The sequence below is a fragment of the Allobosea sp. 05L423 genome (assembly GCF_056397745.1).
On sequence record NZ_JBFTOA010000023.1, the window covers coordinates 1 to 20,533 of the forward strand.

Consider the following 20,533-nt stretch of genomic DNA (forward strand, 5'->3'; position numbering starts at 1 on the left):
TCGCCGCCGATGGTCTTGCCGAGGCAGAGCGCGAGCTTGTGCTTGGTCGCCTCGAAATCCTGGCTGGCGAGCAATTCGCGCAGGAAGACGGTCTCGCGCTTGCTGTTGGGCAGTTCGATGCCGATGGCGTTCTTGCCCTGCACCACCGCSACGCGGGCCGAGACCGCGCTCATCGAGCGCGCGATGTCGTCGGCAAGYGAAATCACCCGCGAGCTCTTGRTRCCGGGGGCSGGYTCGAGTTCGTACAGCGTCACGACCGGGCCGGGGCGAACTTGCGTGATCTCGCCGCGCACGCCGAAATCTTCGAGCACGCCTTCGAGCAGCGTCGCGTTCTGCTCCAGTGCATCCGTCGAAACGGCATTGGCCGCGGCCTTTTTGGGCTCGGCCAGGTAGGTCAGCGGCGGCAGCTCGAAGCCTTCCCGGTCGAGGAGCGAGGGTTGCGCCTCGCGCTGCATGCGCTTGCCGGGCTTGGGCGCCGCGCGCGGCATGGCCACCCGCGGGGCGTTGAGATCGCGAAGATCCTGCGGGTCGTCATCGAGATCAAAGGGTGCGTCGATGTCATCCTGAGCCCGGCCCTTCGCGATGGCGGCACGCGCGCCCGGAAGCGGTTCGGGATCGAACTCGGGAAGGCCGCGGCGGCCCGTGGGCGTTTCGCCGAACTGCGGCTCACGCCGGACGCGGCTGCTGGTTTCGGCCGGCAGCGTGCCGGTATCGACGGCGGGCTCTGGCGGTTGCGGCAGGCGGCGCAGGATGGCGGCGCGCAGGGCCATGGCGCCGTGGGCCAGCCAGCCGATCAGGATGACGGTGATGCCGGGCTCGTCGTCGCGGCGTTCCTCGCCGTCCGACCAGCTGTCCTCCGCCTCGTCGCCGTCGAGCGCAGGATCGTCGTCGGTGACGAAGCCGAAGCCGGCGGCGGCAGTGACAGCGAGAATGGCGATGCCGGCATAGAGGAAGCCGACGAGACTGCCGACAGCGCCGCCGGCGATGCCGGCGATGTTGCGCGTGCCGAAGAGCAGGCCGTCGCCGATGACGCCGCCCATGCCGGTCGGAAGCGGCCAGCGCGGGGTCGCCGGCAGGGCGCTTGCGACGGCGGCGGTGGCGGCGACGCCGACGACCCAGAGGCCGAGCTTCAGCGCACCGCGGTCAAAGAGATGGAACCGGATCAGCCTGAGCGCCCAGATCATCGGTGGGAACAGCAATGCGATGACGCCGAGGCCGATGAGCTGCATCAGCAGATCGGCGACCATGGCGCCGGGGCGCCCGAGCCAATTGCGGACGGCGCCGCTGGTGGCATTGTTCAGGCTGGGATCATCGACCGACCAGCTCGCGAGCGCGACGGCGATCGCGACCATCAGGGCCAGCACGCCGAGCCCGGTCAGCTCCGAGGCGCGGCGCGACAGGAACTCCCGCACCGGATCGGGCAGGCGGTCCATGAGCGATTGGGAGCGGCGAATGGTGCGCATGCGGCTTCAGGTCGTGTCCGGACTGTCGGGCCGCATCATTCCGGCCATCAGCGAGAGGTTAGGAAGGCGAGGTTAAGACCCGCTTAACCTTGAAACTCGCCCACAGTCTCCTGCCGCCGGATGTCGGGAGGCCGAGGAGCCGGAGCGTGCCGAACCGGCGATAACAAGAGAAAACCCCGGCGGTTGCCCGCCGGGGTCCGGGATTCACGTGAAACCTCTCGAAGGTCACATGTTGTAGGCGCGCTCGCCGTGTTCGGCGATGTCGAGGCCCTCGCGCTCCTGGTCGGTGGTGACGCGCAGGCCGACGATCACGTCGACGATCTTGTAGAGGATCGCCGAGCCGACGCCGCTGAACACCAGCGTGAACAGCACCGCCTTGACCTGCGCCATGACGGCCGGGCCGAACTCGTAGGCGGCGACGACGAGCTCGCCGGGCTTGCTCGAATAGTCCGGGATGCCTCCGCCGCCGAGTGCGGTGTTGACCAGGATGCCGGTCGCGATCGCGCCGATGATGCCGCCGACGCAGTGGATGCCGAAGACATCGAGCGAGTCGTCATAGCCGAGCGCGTTCTTCACAGTCGTGCAGAAGACGAAGCAGACGACACCGACGACGAGTCCGAGGATGATCGAGCCCATCGGACCGGCGAAGCCAGCAGCCGGGGTGACGGCGACGAGGCCGGCGACCGCGCCAGAGACCATGCCGAGCATCGAGGGCTTGCCCTTGATCGCCCATTCGACGAAGAGCCAGCCCAGCGCGGCGGCCGCCGTGGCGACGAAGGTGTTGATCATGGCGAGCGCAGCGGTGCCGTTGGCTTCGAGGTTCGAGCCGGCGTTGAAGCCGAACCAGCCGACCCAGAGCAGCGCGGCGCCGATCAGGGTCATGGTCAGCGAGTGCGGCGCCATCAGCTCCTTGCCGTAGCCGATGCGCTTGCCCATCAGAATGCAGCCGACGAGGCCCGCGATGCCCGCGTTGATGTGGACCACCGTGCCACCGGCGAAGTCGAGCGCGCCCCACTTGAAGAGCATGCCGGCATCGGCATTGACCGCGTCGAGCGCGGACTGTGCCGCAGCCTTGCCGTCCGCGCCGGCCTCGGCGAGCGCCTTGGCGGCGTTGCCGACCGCGTCAGGGCCGCCCCAGTACCAGACCATGTGGGCCATCGGGAAATAGATGAAGGTGACCCAGAGCACGGTGAACAGCAGCAGTGCCGAGAACTTCATGCGCTCCGCGAAGGCGCCGACGATCAGCGCCGGCGTGATGCAGGCGAAGGTCATCTGGAAGCAGATATAGACGAATTCGGGGATATAGACCCCATTCGAGAAGGTCCCCGCCACAGTGGTTGCGTCGACGCCCCTCAGAAAGGCCTTCGAGAAGCCGCCGACGAAGTCGTTCAGCCCGCCGCCATTGGTGAAGGCGAGCGAATAGCCATAGGCGACCCAGAGGATGCAGACGACGCTGACGATGGCGAAGACCTGGGTCAACACCGAGAGCATGTTCTTGGAACGGACGAGACCGCCATAGAAGAGGGCGAGGCCCGGGATTGTCATGAGCAGGACGAGGATCGTCGAACTCATCATGAAGGCGACGTCGCCCTTGTTGGGAACGGGTGGTGCGGCGGCGGGGGTCTGGGCGAGTGCGACGCCGGCCGAAACCGCGGCCAGCGTGAGGCCGATCAATCCGGCCCGCAGGGAAGTCCTCAAATTCATCGTCTAAAACTCCTGGAGGGTCGGGCTCAGAGGGCGTCGGCGTCGGTCTCGCCGGTGCGGATGCGCACGGCTTTCTCGATCGAAGAAACGAAGATCTTGCCGTCGCCGATCTGGCCGGTGCGGGCAGCGGCGGTGATCGCCTCGATCACCTGCGGGACGAGCTCGTCGGAGACCGCGACCTCGATCTTGATCTTCGGCAGGAAGCTCACGGCGTATTCGGCGCCGCGGTAGATCTCCGTATGACCCTTCTGGCGGCCATAGCCCTTGACTTCGGTTACCGTCAGGCCGTGGACGCCGATGGCGGTGAGCCCGTCGCGCACCTCCTCCAGCTTGAACGGCTTGATGATCGCCATCACGATTTTCATATGCTCGGTTTCCCCGTCTGCGCCGCCCGGTCGTCAGCCCTGGCGATCTTGTTGCGCCTCGCGCGCCCTGCGGCTCGCAGTGCGTCGCAACCCGCAATTCAAGGGGCGTGCCAACCCGTTTCCGGAGCGACGAGGGCGCATCCAGAGGGTAAAAACCGAAGAAGCGGTGAGGAGAACGGCAGATGCGCCTAATAAATAGGCATAAACTCGTGCGAGAAGCAGCCGCTCAAATGCGCGTCAACCCAGATCTGGCCGAGGCCGGATAAGCCCTTCCTGCGCCACGGAGGCGACGAGCCGCCCCTGCCGGTCGAAGACGAGGCCGCGCGAGAAGCCGCGGGCACCGGAGGTCGAGGGGCTGTCCTGCGAGTAGAGGAGCCATTCGTCGGCCCGGAACGGACGATGAAACCACAATGCGTGATCGAGGCTGGCGCCCTGGATCTTCTGGTCGAAGACGGTGGTGCCATGCGCGATCAGGCTGGAATCGAGCAGCATCAAATCGGATGCGTAGGCCAGTACGCTCTGATGGAAGGCCGGTTCATCCGGAAGGGGCTCCATTGCCCGGATCCAGACATTGAACTTCGGCTCCATCTTGCCGCCAGTGCGGTAGCGCTCCAGCTCGACGGGACGAATCTCGATCGGCCGCTTGCGCTGATAATAGGCCTGCACCGCGTCCGGCATGTGCGGGAGCACACTCTTCGCCATCTCCTCCCGATCCGGCAGCTCGTCCGGCATCGGTACCTTCGGCATCGGCATCTGATGCTCGAAGCCGGGCTCGTCGACCTGGAAGGAAGCGGACATGGCGAAGATCGCCTCGCCCTTCTGGATGGCGAGCACGCGCCGCGTCGTGAAGGAGCGGCCATCCCGCAGCCGGTCGACTTCATAGACGATCGGAATCTCGGGGTCGCCAGGCAGCAGGAAATAGGCGTGCAGCGAATGCGGCTGCCGATCCTCGACCGTCTTGCAGGCGGCATAAAGCGATTGCGCGATAACCTGTCCGCCGAAGACACGCGGCCAGTTCGACTTCGGGCTGCGACCGCGGAACAGGTTGCGCTCGAGCGGTTCGAGGTCGAGGATCGCCGTCAGGGAGGCGCTGATCTGGGACATGGCGGCGGGTATCGCGGTCAGGTTGACGGAGCGGCCGGCGGCCCGCACAGGAACAGCCGGTTCGTCTCGCATCAGCACCGAGGCGTCCCGAGCCGTCAAGACGTCAGAGGAAGCAGCAGCATGGCCATCGAGCGGGATTCCGACATGCGCATCGTCATCGCGGGTGGCGGGATCGCGGGGCTGACCCTGGCGCTGGCGCTGAAGCAGGCGCTGGGGGGTGATTCTGCGATCACCCTCGCCGATCCGGCGCTGGCTGCGCCGCCGCGCGCGGACAACCGCGCCTACGCCGTCGCAGCCGGTGCCCGCGCCATGCTGGAGACGCTGGGAATCTGGGATGCCGTCGCAGGCTCTGCGCAGGCGATGACGGAGATGATCGTCTCGGACAGCCGGACGAAGGATGCGGTGCGCCCGGTCTTCCTGACCTTCGACGGCGAGGTCGAGCCCGGCCAGCCCTTTGCCCATATGGTCGAGAATGCAGCGCTGGTTGCGGAACTCAAGACGGCCTGCGAGCGCGAAGGCGTCGAGCTGCGCGCGACCGGGGTGCGCCGCTTCACGACCGAGGAAGCCGTTATGGTCACCTTCGGCGACGGCGCGCACGTGCAAGCGAGCCTGCTGGTCGCTGCCGACGGCGCGCGCTCGAAGCTGCGCGATCAGGCCGGCATCGGCTGGGTCGGCTGGGGTTACGCCCAATCCGGCATCGTCGCGACGATCGGCCATGAGCGTCCGCATGGCGGCCGCGCCGTCGAGCATTTCCTGCCCTCAGGGCCCTTCGCCATCCTGCCATTGGCGGATGGCGGCCGGCTCGGCCACCGTTCCTCGATCGTCTGGACCGAGAGGACGGGGAACGTCCCGGCCCTGCTCTCGCTCGATGCGCAGGACCTGCTCGCCGAGATCGAGACGCGCTTCGGGCTCGAGCTTGGCGAGATCGCGCTCGAAAGCGCAGTGAGCGCGCATCCGCTTGGCTTCGGTGTTGCCCGGCGCTTCGTCGCCGAGCGGTTCGCGCTGCTTGGCGACGCCGCGCATCTGATCCACCCCATCGCCGGGCAAGGACTCAACCTGGGCTTGAAGGATGTCGCGGCGCTGGCCGAGACCGTTGTCGACGCGGCCCGGCTCGGGCTCGATCCCGGCTCGCTCGACGTGCTCGAAGGCTATGAGAAGGCGCGCCGCTTCGACGCGGTGGCGATGGGTGCGGTTACGGACGGGTTGAACCGGCTGTTCTCGAACGACGCGACGCCGATCAGGCTGGCGCGCGACTTCGGCCTCGGGGTCGTCGACCGGCTGCCGGGTCTGAAGCGCTTCTTCATTCGCGAGGCGGCGGGCGTTGCGGGCGCGCCGCCGCGGCTGCTCCGGGGCGAGGCGTTGTAGGAAGCGCCATCGGCCCTCGTCATTCCGGGACCGGCCCTGCAGGCCGCCCCGGAATGACGGAGGAGGTCAATCCTCCAGCGGCCGGGCTTCTTCCGGCAGCATGATCGGGATGCCGTCGCGGATCGGATAGGCGAGCTTCGCCGCCCGGCTGATCAGCTCCTGCTTCGCCGCATCGTATTCGAGCGTCGCCTTGGTCAGCGGACAGACCAGGATTTCGAGCAGCTTGGGGTCGATGCGGGTGCTGTGGTCGGCTTCGGTCATTCGGTTCGTCCTGTTCAGCCGCGCTTGTGCGGCAGGTCGGCCAGCATGCCGGCTGCCACCATCAGCTTCGGCAAGGTGAGGCCGGAGCTCGCGATCGCGTTGACGGTGGAGCGGGTCCGTTCCGCCTCCTCGCCGCGCTCCGCAAGCCAGCTGTCCAGTGTGCCTTCGCCGTTTCCAGACGCGGAAGCCTCCTGGGTCAGGCTCGAATGGGCATCGTCGAGCGTTTCAAGCGCGCGCTCGCGGGCAAGGCGCTCGTAATCGTCGGTCGCGGGGACCGCTGACGCCGCCGTCTTCAGGCTCGACAGGCCGAACAGCGCGTCGATGCCGAAGTGGATGCGGGCGACATCGCCGATCTTGCGCTTGCTGCGCTCGGCGATGTCGACGATGTCGGTGGCCTCCGCCAATGCCGGCAGGCTGGCGACGCGGGTCGCAAGCGCCTCCGGCACGCCTTCCGAGGTCAGCACGGCAATGCGGGCGAGACAGGCCTGCGAGGCGGCCTCGGGCAGCAGGCTGCCGAGCTCGGCCGACAATTCCTTCACGCCCTTGGCGTAGTGGGCGATCGTCTGCTCGATCGTGCCGGGCTTGGCGACCCCGCGGCGCAGGAACCAGCCCATCCGGTTGGTGACGAGCTCCTGGGCGGCGCCATAGAGACCGAGCTGGGTCTTGCCGGGGATCCTGGCATCGAGCGCGTCGATCTCGCCGTTGAGCGCGATCAGGTCGAAGGAATCGCGGGCGATGGCGTAGGCGGCGGCGATGGCCGGCGCGTCCGAGCGGGTCAGCGCCGCCAGGACCGGCACCAGTGACGGGCCGCCGCGGTTGACGATGGCGTTGGCGAGCTGCGTCGCCACGATCTCGCGTCGCAGCTTGTGGCTGGCGATGGCGTCCGGATAGGCGTCCCGCAGCGCCTTCGGGAAGTAGCGGACGAGCTCGCTGGCGAGATAGGGATCGTCCGGCACCGAGGATTCCAGCAGCGCGTCGTGCAGCGAGAGCTTGGCATAGGCTAGGAGCACGGCGAGCTCCGGCCGGGTCAGGCCTTCGCTGCGCTTCTCGCGCTCGGCGAGCTGGGCATCGCTCGGCAGGTACTCGACCGAGCGGTCGAGACGGCCGTCCTGCTCCAGCCTCTGCATCAGGAAGCGCAGGCCGGGCGTCGCCGCAGCACCTTGCGCCTCGGTGAGCGAGAGCGCGAGCGTCTGCAGATAGTTGTTGCGCAGAACGAGGTCGCCAACCTCGTCGGTCATCGCAGCGAGCAGGGCGTTGCGCTTGTCCTCCTTGAGGCGGCCGTCCTTCACCGGGCCGGCGAGCGCGATCTTGATGTTGACCTCGACGTCGGAGGTGTTGACGCCGGCGGAGTTGTCGATGGCGTCGGTGTTGAGCTTCACGCCCTTGCGCGCGGCCTCGATGCGGCCGCGCTGCGTCACGCCGAGATTGGCGCCTTCGCCGACGACACGGGCGCGGAGATCGTTGCCGGCGACGCGAATCGCGTCATTGGCGCGGTCGCCGACCTGTGCGTCGGTCTCGTCGCTGGCGCGGATATAGGTGCCGATGCCGCCGAACCAGAGCAGATCGACGCGCGCCTTCAGGATCGCCGTCATCAGCTCGAGCGGCGAGACCTCTGCCTTGTCGAGGTCGAGCAGGGCGCGGACCTCGGCTGAAAGCGGGATGCTCTTGGCCTGACGCGAGAAGATGCCGCCGCCCTTCGAGATCAGCTTCTTGTCGTAATCCTGCCAGGAGGAACGCGGCAGGGCGAAGAGTCGCTGGCGCTCGGCCAGCGACTCGGCCGGGTCCGGGGTGGGATCGAGGAAGATGTCGCGGTGGTCGAAGGCCGCGACGAGCTTGATCGCCGGCGAGAGCAGCATGCCGTTGCCGAAGACGTCGCCGGACATGTCGCCGACGCCGGCGACGGTGAAGGGCGTCGTCTGGATGTCGATATCGACCTCGCGGAAGTGACGCTTCACCGCTTCCCAGGCGCCGCGGGCGGTGATGCCCATGCCCTTGTGGTCGTAGCCCTGCGAACCGCCTGAGGCGAAGGCGTCGCCGAGCCAGTGGTGCTTCTCCAGCGAGATCGCGTTGGCGGTGTCGGAGAAGGTCGCGGTGCCCTTGTCGGCGGCGACGACGAGATAGGGGTCGTCGCCGTCATGGCGCACCGTATCCGGCGGCGGCACGACCGTCTCACCGTCGAGATTGTCGGTGAGCTCGAGCAGGTTGCGGATGAAGATGCGGTAGCTTTCGGTGCCCTCGGCCAGCCAGGCGGCGCGGTCGGAGGCCGGCGGCAGCTGCTTCGGCACGAAGCCGCCCTTGGCGCCGACCGGCACGATCACCGCGTTCTTGACCTGCTGCGCCTTGACGAGGCCGAGCACCTCGGTGCGGAAGTCCTGCGGACGGTCGGACCAGCGCAAGCCGCCGCGCGCGACCTTGCCGAAGCGCATATGAACGCCCTCGACGCGCGGCGAATAGACGAAGATCTCGTAGAGCGGGCGCGGCAGCGGCAGCCCGTCGACCTTGGCGCAGTCGAACTTGAAGGTGATGGTCTGGCGCGGGTGGCCGTCCGGGCCGAGCTGGAAGAAATTGGTGCGCAGGGCGGCGTCGACCAGATTGATCAGGCGACGCAGGATGCGATCCTCGTCGAGGCTGGTGACGGCGTCGAGCGCCTCCTCGATCTCGGCGCGTTTCTGGGCCATGCGCTGCTCGCGCTCGCCCGCCGGAACGCGCGGATCGAACTTCGCATTGAAATAGGCGATCAGGCCCGAGGCGATGTCGGGATGGCGGGTCAGCGCATCCGCGATGTAGCCCTGCGCATAGGGTGCGCCGGCCTGCCGGAGATAGCGGCCGAAGGCGCGCAACAGCGCGGCCTCGCGCCAGGCGAGGCCGGCGGCGAGGACGAGCTGGTCGAAGCGGTCGGATTCCGCGAGGCCGCGGAACTGCGCCATCAGGGCGGCCTCGATCGTCGGATCGAGATGCTCGATGTCGATCTCGCCGTCGTCGGCGCGCTCCAGCGTCATGTCGTGCAGCCAGACGCGCACGTTCTCGCCGGTGCCCTGGGGCATGACGTTGTAGGTCCGCTCGTTGACGACGCGGAAGCCCATGTTCTCCAGCACCGGCACGCGGGCCGAGAGCGAGATCGGCGCGCCGCGCGAGAAGACCTTCAGGTTGGCGCGCTTGGCGTCGTCGCCCTCGCGCCGGTAGAGATTGACGGCCCGAGCACGCTCCGGCGTCAGCTGCTGCAGCATCTCGATGTCGATCAGCGCGTCGGCCGCCGAGAAGCGCTCGCGATAGGCGGCGCCGAAGGCTTCGGCATAACGCTCGGCGAGCGCGCGGGCGGCAGGCCCGGCCTTCTCCTGATCGAGCACGTCCTTGAGGCCGTCGCCCCAGGTGCGGACGATGGCGCTGATGCCGGCTTCGAGCATGGCGCGGTCGATGCGCGGGGTTTTGCCCTCGTCGCGGCCGATGATGTAGTGGGTGCGCGACAGCGGCCCCTCGGGATAGGCCGGGTAGGCCGCCGAGATGCGACCGTTGTAGATCCGGGCCAGGAATTCGCCGACACGCTGGCGCACCGTGGTGTCGTAGCGGTCCTTCGGGATGAAGACGAGGATCGAGACGAAGCGGTCGAACTCGTCGACGCGGGCAAGCGCGCGGATGCGCGGGCGCTCGGTGAGCTGCAGGATGTCGAGAGCGAATTGCTCCAGCGTCGGGGTATCGATCTGGAACAGCTCGTCGCGCGGATAGGCGTCGAGCACGTTCATCAGCGCGCGGCCGGAATAGCTCGCCGGATCGAAGCCGATGTTCTTGGCGACGCGCGCGACCTTCAGCCGCAGATAGGGGATGGCGCGAGCCGAGCCGGTATAGGCGTTCGAGGTCAGCAGACCGACGATGCGCAGCTCGCCGTCGAGCCGGCCATCCGGCGTGAACAGCTTGACGCCGACATAGTCGAGATGGACGCGCCGGTGGACCAGGCTCTTGACGTTGGCCTTGGTGATGATGAGCGCCTGGGGCTTGGCCAGGAAGGAGCGCACCTCCGGCGTGGTCGTCACCAGCTCGCGGCCCTTGCGCAGAACCTTGACGGAAGGGTCGCGCAGGATGCCGAGGCCGGAGCCCTCGATCGGATCGGCCGCGACGTCACCGCCGGGGAAGCGATAGGCGCGGATGCCGAGCAGGGTGAAGTTGTCCCCGGCGATCCATTCGAGGAACTGCAGCGCCTCGGCGATCTCGTCCTCAGGCAGTGGTGGCGGGTTGGCACGATAGGCCTGGATCACCTCGGTGATGCGGCCCCGCATCGCGGCCCAGTCGTCGACCGCCAGCGCGACGTCGGCATAGACATGCTCCAGACCGGCGCGGAGCTTCTCACGCGCTGCGGGCGTGTCGATGCGCGGGACATGGATGTGCAGCAGGCTTTCACGCCGCGTGCCTTCCGGCGCACGGCCGGTGGCTTCGCCGGCGAGCGAGACGAACTTGCCCTTCGCGTCCCGTGCCACGGCCAGAATCGGATGGGCGACCAGGCGGGGTTCGTAACCCCGATCCTGCAGTTCGGCGAGCGTCGAATCGAGCAGGAACGGTTTGTTGTCGTTGACGACTTCCAGGATGGTGACCTGGCGCTTGCGGTCACCTTCGCCGAACTCGTCGTCGCGGAAACGCAGGTTGATTGTCTCGGGCTTGCGGGGCTCTGCCAGGTGCTCGTAGGCGGCGGCCGCGGTGTGGGCCAGCATTTCCGGCGGCAGGGCCTCAAGATCCTCGGCGACCGAACGACCGTAGAGCAGGCGGGGGAATTCGGCCGGCATCGCGCTCTTCAGGCCCGTGGCCGCGGCTTCGATGGCTGCGATCGCTCCGGCGGTCGCGTTCGTCACCCGTTTGCCCATGTGTCACCCCAGTTGTTTTGCAGCAGCGATGGCATAGGCTGCTCAGGCTTTCAACTTTGCCTTGCCTGAAAAAGCGGCAAAATTGCCGCGCAGGATCTAACAGGATGCACCATGGCGACGAAGCATGACAAACCAAAGGTGGGCGAAGAGCCGGCACGGCAGGATGCGCCGCCACGAGTGATGGCACTGGAGCTCAAGCCGGGAAAGCTCTCGCCCGAGAATGACGCCTATTTCGAGAAATGCCGGGAGAAGCTCGGCTTCGTGCCGAACGTGCTGAGCTCCTACGCCCATGACGACGCCAAGCTCTCGGCCTTTGCCGCGTTCTATAACGACCTGATGCTCGCGCCCTCCGGCCTATCCAAGCTGGAGCGCGAGATGATTGCGGTCGCGGTGTCGAGCGTGAACCGCTGCTACTACTGCCTCACTGCGCATGGCGCCGCGGTGCGCCAGCTCTCCGGCGATCCGGTGCTGGGCGAAATCTTGGTGATGAACTACCGGGCGGCGGAGCTGTCGGTGCGTCACCGCGCGATGCTCGACTTCGCTGTGAAGCTGACCGAAACGCCGCATCTCATCGGAGAAGATGACCGGGAAACCCTGCGCAGGGCCGGGTTCGGCGAACGCGACATCTGGGACATCGGCGCAGTCGCGTCCTTCTACAACATGTCGAATCGCATGGCCTCGGCCGTCGATATGCGGCCCAATGCCGAGTATCACACCCAGGCGCGCTAGCTTGCTTTTCTGGTCGTTGCGGCCTTGTGAAGCGGCGCGCCACCCCCAAAAAGAAAACGGCCGGCGCAATGCCAGCCGCTAGTTGGCCCCGACTCGGTGGCCCGGCTCCACCGGAACTCCGGGGGGCTGGGGGGCTGACAAACCGGCGTTCAGCGAAACCGGGCCGTCGAGGCAACGAGGGGAGTTGAGCGGCGCAACTTGGCGCTCGCTTGACGCGTTCGCGGCGAAAATGCGGCATTTGCGACGAATGCTTACCCAGTGCCCGACCCCGGATGAGCGCGATCTCTTGCCAGCGCAGCAGTGCGGGCGCATCATCTCCCGGTCACTTCGAGAGGCTCCGCTCAGGGAGGCGCCATGAGCGAAAGCGAAACGCCGCAATCGCAATCGGCCGGCGCGGTCGTCCATTTTCCGTCGCCGGCCCGGCCGGCGACCGTGACCTTCGACCGGCGCGAACTCAACGAATTGCTCAATCTCTACGGCCGCATGGTCGCGGCCGGCGAGTGGCGCGACTACGCCATCGATTTCCTGAAGGACAAGGCGCAGTTCTCGGTGTTCCGGCGCTCCTCGGAGATGCCGATCTACCGAATCGTTAAGGATCCGGCGCTCGCCCGCCGGCAGGGCGCCTATTCGGTCGTCGCTGCGACCGGGCTGATTCTCAAGCGCGGCTCGGAACTGTCCCGCGTCCTCAAGGTGCTCGACCGCAAGCTCAGCATCGTGAACTGAGTCCCGATAGAGCTGTCGCGCCTCAGAAGGGCGGCGGCGAGCGGTCGCCTTCGCCCAGCTCTTTCTGCATCAGCATCTGATCGAGCCAGCGGCCGTGCTTGAAGCCGACCTTCTCGGCCACCCCGATCAGGCGGAAGCCCGCCTTCTCGTGCAGGCGGCGTGAGCCGACCGAGGCGCCGGTGCCGTCCCCGATGACCGCGATCATCTGGCGGAAGCCGTGTTCGGTGCAGGCCTTCATCAGCGCATCGAGGAGCAGGCCGCCGACGCCAAGCCCCTGCGCGGTGGGGGCGATGTAGATCGAGTTCTCGACCGTGGCGCGATAGGCGGGGCGCGGTCGGTAGGCGCCGGCATAGGCATAGCCCAGCACCTCGCCCTCGCGCTCGGCGACGAGATAGGGATAGCCGCCTGCCAGGATGGTCTCGAAGCGCCGCAGCATCTCCGCTTCCCCCGGGGGATTCAGCTCCCAGGACGCCGTCCCATGCAGGACGGCATGGGTGTAGATCGCGGCGATGGCGGGGATATCGGCGGGAGTGGCCGGGCGGATCGCAGGCTTCGTCATCGCTGCAGAATGAGCAATGCCCGTGCCAAAAGAAAAGCCCCGGCCGTGAGGCCGGGGCTCGCTCCGGGCATGACGCCCGATGAAGGTCGGCTCAGCGGCGGTCGCCGAGCAGGCTGATCAGCATCTGGAACATGTTGATGAAGTTCAGGTAGAGCGACAGCGCGCCGTTCACCGAGAGCTTCGCAGCCGATTCCGGATCCAGATCCGAAGAGAGATACATCTCCTTCAGGCGCTGGGTGTCCCAGGCGGTCAGGCCGGCGAAGATCAGCACGCCGATCACCGAGATGCCGAAGGACAGCGCGCTCGACGCCAGGAACAGGTTCACCACCGAAGCGATGATCAGCCCGATCAGGCCCATGATCAGGAAGGAGCCCATTCCCGAGAGCGACTTCTTCGTCGTGTAGCCGGCGAGGCTCAGCGCGCCGAAGGCAGCGGCCGTGATGAAGAACACGCGCGTCACCGAGGCGCCGGTGAAGACGACGAGGATCGACGACATCGAGACGCCCATCACCGCCGCGAAGGCGAAGAACATGGCGCGCGCCGAAGAGGCGCTCATGTTTTCGGCCTTGAACGAGAAGAGCATGATGAAGGCGAGCGGGGCCAGCATCACGACCCATTTCAGCGGGCTGAGATAGATCGCCTGGCCGAGCGCGGTCAGACCGGTGATCTTGCCGTCGGGCGTGAAGCCGGCGATCGCCAGCATCGAGATGCCGAGCGCGGCGAGGCCGGTGATGCCGAGGCCGATCGCCATGTTGTTGTAGACGCCGAGCATGAACGAGCGCAGGCCCTGATCCATCTCGACGGCGCTGGTCTGCTGTGCGCGGCCGGCACCCCAGACTGGAGCATTGCGGTCGAAGTTGCTCATTAAGAGAGTTTCCCCTGACGTAGTTTCGGACGACGGATGGCAAGCGGGCGCCAGCCGTCCTCGCACACGATCGGCGCGATGGGAGGAATATGAGGGGCTTTRCCGGTTCTTACAAGGGCTGGCCATGATTAGGACCGGCCGAGTGATAGAAGTTCGGCACTGCACAAAGGCAGAATTACAGGATTTTAATGTCTATCGAGAGACGTTCCCAGATAGTCATCATAAATTCCTGAGATGAGAAGCAGGCGCTTTCGCGAGTATTTTTATCGTACCGACGAGCCCGAACAGGACGGTGACACTGACCGCTGCAGTCGCGGCCAGTATGGCGCCGGTCGGATCACTGACGAATTCGATCCGCATCACTTGCGTGACGATGCCCCAGCCCGCCGCTGTACCCGCGACAACGCCGAAGACGGCCGCGACGAGGCCGATGGCGGCGTATTCAAGGGCGTACGACGAAAGTATGAAGCGACGGGTCGCGCCGAGGGTCTTCAGGATCATCGCGTCATAGAGCCGCGCCCTCTGTCCGGCGGCGAGTGCGCCGCCCAGCACCAGCAGGCTCGCGGCGATGGCGAGGCCGGAGGCACCGCGGATCGCCATGGCGAGCTGGGCGACGATGGTGTTGACCGCTTCGAGCGCGTCCTTGACCCGCACTGCCGTGACGGCGGGGAAATCGAGCGCGAGGCGGCGCATCAGGACGGCGTCGGTCGCGCCCTTGCCATCCGGGCTCGTCGCGATGGTCGCGAGGTTGGTGTGCGGCGCGCCGGCGAAGGTGTTGGGCGAGAACACCATGACGAAGTTGATGCCGAAAGAGCGCCAGTCGACGGTGCGGAGATTGGCGACGCGGGCGGTGATGTTGCGGCCGAGCACGTTGACGGTGAGCTTGTCGCCGATCTTCAGGCCGATGCCGGATGCGTTCTGGGCATCGAAGGAGACCAGCGGCTCGCCGCGATAGTCCGCCGGCCACCACGCGCCGGCGGAAACGCGCGAGCCTTCCGGGATTGTCGCCGCATAGGTGATGCCGCGGTCGCCATCCAGCACCCAGGCGGATTGCTCGCTCGCCTTGATGTCCTCGGCGCGGGTCTCGTTCACGGCGACGATGCGGCCGCGCATCATCGGCACGCGTTCGGTCTTCGCGCCCGGCCGCTGCTCGAAGAGGAAGGCATCGAAGCGATCGGAATCCCGGCTGGGCACGTCGAGGAAGAAGAAGCTAGGCGCCTTGTCGGGCAGGGCACCGGTGAGCTGCCGGGTCAGGCTGACGTCGATGAAGGAGAGCGCCGAGAGCAGCGCGACGCCGAGGCCGAGCGAGAGCACGAGCGAGGGCGTCAACGCGCCCGGCCGATGGCTGTTGGCGAGTGCCATCCGCAGGGCCGGGCGGCGCGGGCGCGGGATGCGGCGGGCGAGCGCCATCAGCCCGAGCGAGACGGCGCGCAACAGCACGAAGACGCCGAACATGACGCCGATGTAGATCAGCGCGATGCGGCGGTCATAGGCGAAGCCGATGGCGACGCCGGCGAGCCCGGCCAGCGCCAGCGCGCAGAGGATGAGGTAGATCGCACGCGGGCGGCGCGGGTCGGGCTCGATGCGATCGCGGAAAAGGGCCGAGACCGGGGTGTCGTGCGCCCGGCCGAGCGGAATGATGGCGAAGACGAACGCCGTCAGAAGCCCGTAGAGCGCGGCGATGGCGAGCTCGCCCGGTGCCAAAGTGGGTTCGAACGGAACCGGCAGGATGCTCTGCACGACGGCGCCGAGACCGAAGGGGGCTGCGGCGCCCAGCACGAGGCCGATCGCCGTGCCGATAGCGGCGACGAGCATCACCTCGGTGAGGTGGATGGCGACGACGCGGCCACCGCTGGCGCCGACCGCCTTCATCGTGGCGAAGTCCAGCTTCTTGGCCTCGACGAAGCGGCGCACCGCATTGGCGACGCCGACGCCGCCGACCAGCAGGGCGGTGAGGCCGACCAGCGTCAGAAACTGGGTGAAGCGTTCGAGATTGCGCTGGAAGCTCGGCGCGGCGTTGGCGCGCGAACGGATCTCCCAGCCCGCCTCTCGCTGCTCGCTGCCGACAGCCGCGATCACCTTCTCCAGATCGCCGTCGCCGGAGGCGGTCGGCGGGAGCTGGAGGCGGTAGGTCCAGCGGATCAGGCTGCCCGGCTGGATCAGGCCGGTAGCCCGCAATGCCTCCTGCGACATCAGGAGGCGCGGGCCGAAGCCGATGCCGGCGGCGATCTTGTCGGGTTCGGAGACCAGATTGGCGCGCAGCTGGATCTTGGCGCCGCCGATCGTGACGATGTCGCCGGGCTTGAGGTCGAGCCGGCCGAACAGGACGGGGTCGGCAACTGCGCCGAAAACGCCGTCGCGTTGTTCCAGTAGGCCGGGGAGCGGCGCCTGCGGGTCGGTTTCGACCGCCCCGATGCCCGGATAGGTGGAATCGACCGCCTTGATCTCGACGAGGGCTGCGCCCTTGTCGCCGGCATTGGCCATGCCGCGCATCGTCGCGATGCTGGAGATGGTGCCGCGGGCCGTCAGGAAGGCGAGTTCCGGCGGCGTCGCCTCGCGGTGGATCAGGCTGAAGGCGGCATCGCCACCGAGGATGCGCCGGCCTTCGCGGGCGAGACCCTCGGTCAGGCCGCGCGAGGCGGAGGCGACGGCGGCGATGGTCATGACACCGAGCGCCAGGCTGGCGATGAAGACGCCGAAGCCGCCGAGGCCTGCGCGCAGGTCGCGCAAGGCGAGCCGCAGGACGAGGCCGATGCCGAGCGGTCGAGAAACTGGACTCTGGGGCGGCTTGACGAGGGCGTGCATCGTCAGGCGACCGCCATCGCGTGCTCGGCCTCGATCACGCCGGAGCGCAGGCGGACCGTGCGCTCGCAGAGCGCCGCGAGCGAAAGATCATGGGTGACGAGAACCAGTGTCGCGCCACGCTCGCGCTTCAGCGCGAAGATCAGGTCGACGATCGCGCGCCCGGTCGATTCGTCGAGATTGCCGGTCGGCTCGTCGGCGACGAGGATCGCCGGATCAGGCGCGACGGCGCGCGCGATGGCGACGCGCTGCTGCTCGCCGCCGGAAAGCTGGGCCGGGTAGTGGTCCATGCGGTGGCCGAGACCGACATTGCGCAGTTCGGCCTCGGCGCGGGCGAAGGCGTCGGGATGGCCGGCCAGCTCCAGCGGCAGCGCCACGTTCTCGCGCGCCGTCATGGTCGGCACGAGGTGGAAGGACTGGAAGACGATGCCGATATGCTTGCCCCGGAAGACGGCGAGCCCGTCTTCGTCGAGAGCGCCGAGATCCTGCCCGGCCACGCGGACGAGGCCCGAATCCGGCCGCTCCAGCCCGGCCATGGTCATCAGCAGCGTCGACTTGCCGGAGCCGGAGGGGCCGACGAGACCCGTCGCCTCGCCATCCGTCAGCGACACCGAGACGCCCTTGAGGATATGGACGCGGGCGGCGCCGCGGCCCAAACTCAGGTCGACATCCTGCAACTCAATCGCCGGGGCGGCCTTCTCGCTCATCACGCCATGATCCTGACTTCGCTATCCATCGCCTTCACCGCTGGCACCGGATCACGTCCCCAGCGGGGCGCAATCATGTCGTGGCACGGTTTGCGGCCATATGGGCGCGGTTTCACGCTTATCCAATCGGTTGCGGCGTTTTTCGTCGCCGCCATGCTGCTTTTCATCGGTTCCAGCGAGATGGCCAGCGCCCAGAACTCCCAATCCAATCCAGCCGCTGCGAAGCCGCTGAAGCTCGTCGCCTTCGGCGATTCGCTGTCCGCGGGTTACAACCTGCCCGGCAGTGCCGCCTTTCCCGCCGTGCTGGAGCAGGCGTTGCGCCAGAAGGGCGTCGCTGTCGAAATCGTGAACGCCGGCGTTTCCGGCGACACGACCCAGGGCGGGCTGGAACGGCTCGACTGGTCGGTGCCGGACGGCACAGACGGCGTCATCCTCGAACTCGGCGCCAACGATGCCCTGCGCGGCGTCGACCCGGCGCAGACGCGGCAGGCGCTGGAAGCGATGATCGTGCGACTGAACGAACGGAAGATCCCGGTGATGCTCGCGGGCATGTATGCGCCGCGCAATCTCGGCGAGGATTATGCGAAACGTTTCGACGCAATCTATCGCGAGCTTGCGGAGAAGCACGGGCTGGTGCTTTACCCCTTCTTCCTGGAGGGCATCGCGGGCGACCGGGCTCTGAACCAGGCGGATGGGCTCCACCCCACGGCCGAGGGCGTCACCGTCATCGTCCGGAACATCCTGCCGACGGTCGAGCGCTTCATCGCCACCCTGCCCGCCAGGTCCTGATCCGTCCGCGGATTCTCCGCGCGACGAATCCCCGATTCTTGCATCGCCGCCCGCCGGCCCCGCTTCCGGAGTTGCTTCGCCATGGAATATCGCCGCCTCGGGCGCACCGATCTCAAGGTCTCGGTGATCTGCTTGGGAACCATGACCTGGGGAGAGCAGAACACGGAGGCCGAAGGCCACGCCCAGATGGACTACGCCGTCGAGCAGGGCATCAATTTCTTCGACACCGCCGAACTCTACTCGATCCCGCCGAAGCCGGAGACGCAAGGCTCGACCGAGCGGATCATCGGGAGCTGGTTCAAGGCCCGCGGCAACCGCGACAAGATCATCCTGGCGTCGAAGATCTGCGGGCGCGGCGGCAATACCTGGTTCCGCGACGACAAGAGCCCGACGCGGCTGACGCGCAAGCAGATCCTCGAAGCCGTCGACAAGAGCCTGCAGCGGCTGCAGACGGACTATATCGATCTTTATCAGATCCATTTCCCGGAGCGGCCGATGCCCTGGGGCTCGAACCCGACGCGTTTTTCGAAGGCGGCCTATGAGAAGCCGGCCGACGAGACCTCGATCCCCGAGCAGCTCGACGCCTTCGGCGAACTGGTGAAGGCCGGCAAGATCCGCCATCTCGGCCTCTCAAACGAGAGCGCCTGGGGCACGATGCGCTTCGTGACGGATTCGGAGGCGCGCGGCACACCGCGCGTGCAGTCGATCCAGAACGCCTACAACCTGCTCAACCGCACCTTCGAAACGGCGCTCGCCGAGGTCGCGCTGCGCGACGATGTCGGGCTCCTCGCCTATTCGCCCCTGGCGCAGGGCTATCTCACCGGCAAATATCTCGACGGCGCACGCCCGGCGGGCGCACGCACGACGCTGTTCGATCGTGGCCAGCGCTATGAGGGCGCCGGTGCCGAGGATGCGATCAAGCGCTACATCGCGCTCGCCCGGGAGGCAGGCCTCGATCCGGCGCAGATGGCGCTGGCCTTCGTCAACAGCCGCTCCTTCGTGACGTCGAACATCATCGGCGCGACCTCGATGGAGCAGCTCAAGACCGATATCGCCTCGATCGACGTCAAGCTGTCGCTCGAAATCGAGGCGAAGATCGACGCGATCCATCAGCTCGTCGGCAATCCCTGCCCCTGACGGTGTGACGTCATTCCCGGGCCGAAGCGGAGCTTCGGCCCGGGAAGCTCCGGACGCGACGGCGCCGCGAGCCTCTTCCGGCATGAGATGCCCGGGTCGAGCCCGAGCATGACGATGATGTCGCCGGTGCAATATCCGCAAAAACGGTTCCCTTGAGCCGGCTGCGCGCTTACCGTCTCGCCAGAGTCACAATTGCTTGGCAAGGGATTCACTCATGCCGAGGCTTTTCATCGCTCTGGAAATTCCCGCCGAGGTTGCAAGCGAGCTGACGCTGCATCGCGGCGGCCTGTCGGGGGCCCGCTGGATCGAGCCGTCCGACTACCACATCACCCTGCGCTTCCTGGGCGATGTCGACCGGCGCATGGCGAACGATGTCGACCACATGCTCTCCGATATCGGCGCCTATCCCTTCGAGGTCACGCTCGACGCGCTCGGCAGCTTCGGCGGCGACAAGCCGCGCGCCGTCTTCGCCCGCGCAATGCCGACGAAGGCACTGACCGATCTGCAGGGCGATATCGAGCGGCAGATGCGCCGCATCGGGCTGCCGGCGGAGGGCCGCAAATTCGTGCCCCATGTCACGCTGGCGCGGCTACGCGACACCATGCCGACCGAGGTCGCGCATTATCTCGGCCTGCATCCGATCATCAGGCCGATCAGCTTCACAGCGCGCCGCGTCGCGCTGATGTCATCGCGCGATTCGATCGGCGGTGGGCCCTATGTGCTGGAAGCCGCCTATCCGCTCGGCCCGTCCTACCCGAATCGCCTGCCGCGGGAGATTCGCCGATGACGAGACCGAAGCGGCTCTCTCCGGAGGCACAGGCCGAGGCGCTGGCAACGTTGACCGGCTGGAAACTGGTGCAGGGGCGCGAGGCGATCACCCGGCGCTTCGTCTTCCGCGACTTCAGCGAGGCCTTCGGCTGGATGACGCGGGTCGCATTGCTGGCGGAAGCGATGAACCATCATCCCGAATGGTCGAACGTCTACCGGACGGTGGAAGTGACACTCGCCACCCATGATGCTGGCGGATTGACGGAGTTTGACGTCAAGCTCGCCCGGGCGATCGACGCGCTGGCGAGTTGACGAGGGTTCACCGTCATTCTCGGGGCAAGC

17 protein-coding genes are annotated in these 20,533 nt (G+C 67.2%); 7 read left to right on the forward strand and 10 right to left on the reverse strand.

Annotated features, from left to right (window positions below; genetic code table 11):
- The 4 genes from AC1DNE_RS26930 to tesB form a co-directional block, all read right to left on the reverse strand.
- The coding region (locus tag AC1DNE_RS26930; protein ID WP_476841287.1) for a DNA translocase FtsK at positions 1-1,463 on the reverse strand (1,463 nt) is incomplete at its 3' end.
- Positions 1,464-1,688: 225 nt separating this feature from the next.
- Positions 1,689-3,167 carry an ammonium transporter gene (locus AC1DNE_RS26935; protein ID WP_441473454.1) on the reverse strand — a complete coding sequence of 493 codons (1,479 nt, stop codon included), beginning with the start codon at positions 3,165-3,167 and terminating at the stop codon, positions 1,689-1,691.
- Positions 3,168-3,193: 26 nt separating this feature from the next.
- Positions 3,194-3,532 carry a P-II family nitrogen regulator gene (locus AC1DNE_RS26940; RefSeq protein WP_441473455.1) on the reverse strand — a complete coding sequence of 113 codons (339 nt, stop codon included), beginning with the start codon at positions 3,530-3,532 and terminating at the stop codon, positions 3,194-3,196.
- A gap of 237 nt (positions 3,533-3,769) precedes the next feature.
- A complete protein-coding gene (gene tesB, locus AC1DNE_RS26945) occupies positions 3,770-4,636 on the reverse strand; it encodes an acyl-CoA thioesterase II (protein ID WP_476766977.1) in 867 nt (288 codons plus the stop codon).
- 120 nt (positions 4,637-4,756) lie between these two features.
- Between tesB and AC1DNE_RS26950 the strand changes: the two genes are divergently transcribed.
- Positions 4,757-6,001: a ubiquinone biosynthesis hydroxylase gene (locus AC1DNE_RS26950; RefSeq protein WP_476766978.1), complete on the forward strand. Its 1,245-nt coding sequence runs from the start codon at positions 4,757-4,759 to the stop codon at positions 5,999-6,001.
- A 66-nt stretch (positions 6,002-6,067) separates the two neighbouring features.
- On the opposite strand, the gene AC1DNE_RS26955 is transcribed toward AC1DNE_RS26950, so the two are convergent.
- Together AC1DNE_RS26955 and AC1DNE_RS26960 are read right to left on the reverse strand one after the other, a co-directional pair.
- On the reverse strand, positions 6,068-6,262 hold the full coding sequence (locus AC1DNE_RS26955; RefSeq protein ID WP_441473458.1) for a Trm112 family protein: 195 nt from the start codon (positions 6,260-6,262) through the stop codon (positions 6,068-6,070).
- Between the two features lie 14 nt (positions 6,263-6,276).
- Positions 6,277-11,034, reverse strand: coding sequence for an NAD-glutamate dehydrogenase (locus AC1DNE_RS26960; protein WP_476841288.1), 4,758 nt, complete (start codon positions 11,032-11,034; stop codon positions 6,277-6,279).
- Positions 11,035-11,292: 258 nt separating this feature from the next.
- Between AC1DNE_RS26960 and AC1DNE_RS26965 the strand changes: the two genes are divergently transcribed.
- Together AC1DNE_RS26965 and AC1DNE_RS26970 are read left to right on the forward strand one after the other, a co-directional pair.
- Positions 11,293-11,841, forward strand: coding sequence for a peroxidase-related enzyme (locus AC1DNE_RS26965; protein WP_441473507.1), 549 nt, complete (start codon positions 11,293-11,295; stop codon positions 11,839-11,841).
- A gap of 354 nt (positions 11,842-12,195) precedes the next feature.
- Positions 12,196-12,564, forward strand: a complete 369-nt coding sequence (locus AC1DNE_RS26970) for a DUF2794 domain-containing protein (protein WP_441473459.1) — start codon at positions 12,196-12,198, stop codon at positions 12,562-12,564.
- A 22-nt stretch (positions 12,565-12,586) separates the two neighbouring features.
- On the opposite strand, the gene AC1DNE_RS26975 is transcribed toward AC1DNE_RS26970, so the two are convergent.
- The 4 genes from AC1DNE_RS26975 to AC1DNE_RS26990 form a co-directional block, all read right to left on the reverse strand.
- Complete coding sequence (locus tag AC1DNE_RS26975) at positions 12,587-13,123, reverse strand: GNAT family N-acetyltransferase (RefSeq protein ID WP_441473460.1); 537 nt, start codon at positions 13,121-13,123, stop codon at positions 12,587-12,589.
- Between the two features lie 91 nt (positions 13,124-13,214).
- On the reverse strand, positions 13,215-13,988 hold the full coding sequence (locus AC1DNE_RS26980; RefSeq protein WP_441473461.1) for a Bax inhibitor-1/YccA family protein: 774 nt from the start codon (positions 13,986-13,988) through the stop codon (positions 13,215-13,217).
- Between the two features lie 219 nt (positions 13,989-14,207).
- Positions 14,208-16,793 carry an ABC transporter permease gene (locus AC1DNE_RS26985; RefSeq protein WP_476766979.1) on the reverse strand — a complete coding sequence of 862 codons (2,586 nt, stop codon included), beginning with the start codon at positions 16,791-16,793 and terminating at the stop codon, positions 14,208-14,210.
- A 2-nt stretch (positions 16,794-16,795) separates the two neighbouring features.
- Positions 16,796-17,497 (reverse strand): ABC transporter ATP-binding protein, encoded by a 702-nt coding sequence (locus AC1DNE_RS26990; RefSeq protein ID WP_441473463.1) that lies wholly within the window; start codon positions 17,495-17,497, stop codon positions 16,796-16,798.
- A gap of 153 nt (positions 17,498-17,650) precedes the next feature.
- On the opposite strand from AC1DNE_RS26990, the gene AC1DNE_RS26995 reads away from it, so the two are divergent.
- The 4 genes from AC1DNE_RS26995 to AC1DNE_RS27010 all read left to right on the forward strand — a co-directional run bounded on the left by AC1DNE_RS26995 (position 17,651) and on the right by AC1DNE_RS27010 (position 20,503).
- On the forward strand, positions 17,651-18,286 hold the full coding sequence (locus AC1DNE_RS26995) for an arylesterase (RefSeq protein ID WP_441473464.1): 636 nt from the start codon (positions 17,651-17,653) through the stop codon (positions 18,284-18,286).
- An 81-nt stretch (positions 18,287-18,367) separates the two neighbouring features.
- Entirely contained in the window at positions 18,368-19,423 is a 1,056-nt protein-coding gene (locus AC1DNE_RS27000) for an aldo/keto reductase (RefSeq protein WP_441473465.1), read from the forward strand.
- Between the two features lie 214 nt (positions 19,424-19,637).
- On the forward strand, positions 19,638-20,210 hold the full coding sequence (gene thpR, locus AC1DNE_RS27005; RefSeq protein WP_441473466.1) for an RNA 2',3'-cyclic phosphodiesterase: 573 nt from the start codon (positions 19,638-19,640) through the stop codon (positions 20,208-20,210).
- Complete coding sequence (locus AC1DNE_RS27010; RefSeq protein ID WP_441473467.1) at positions 20,207-20,503, forward strand: 4a-hydroxytetrahydrobiopterin dehydratase; 297 nt, start codon at positions 20,207-20,209, stop codon at positions 20,501-20,503. Before thpR ends, AC1DNE_RS27010 begins: the two co-directional genes overlap by 4 nt.
- Positions 20,504-20,533: the final 30 nt, after the last annotated feature.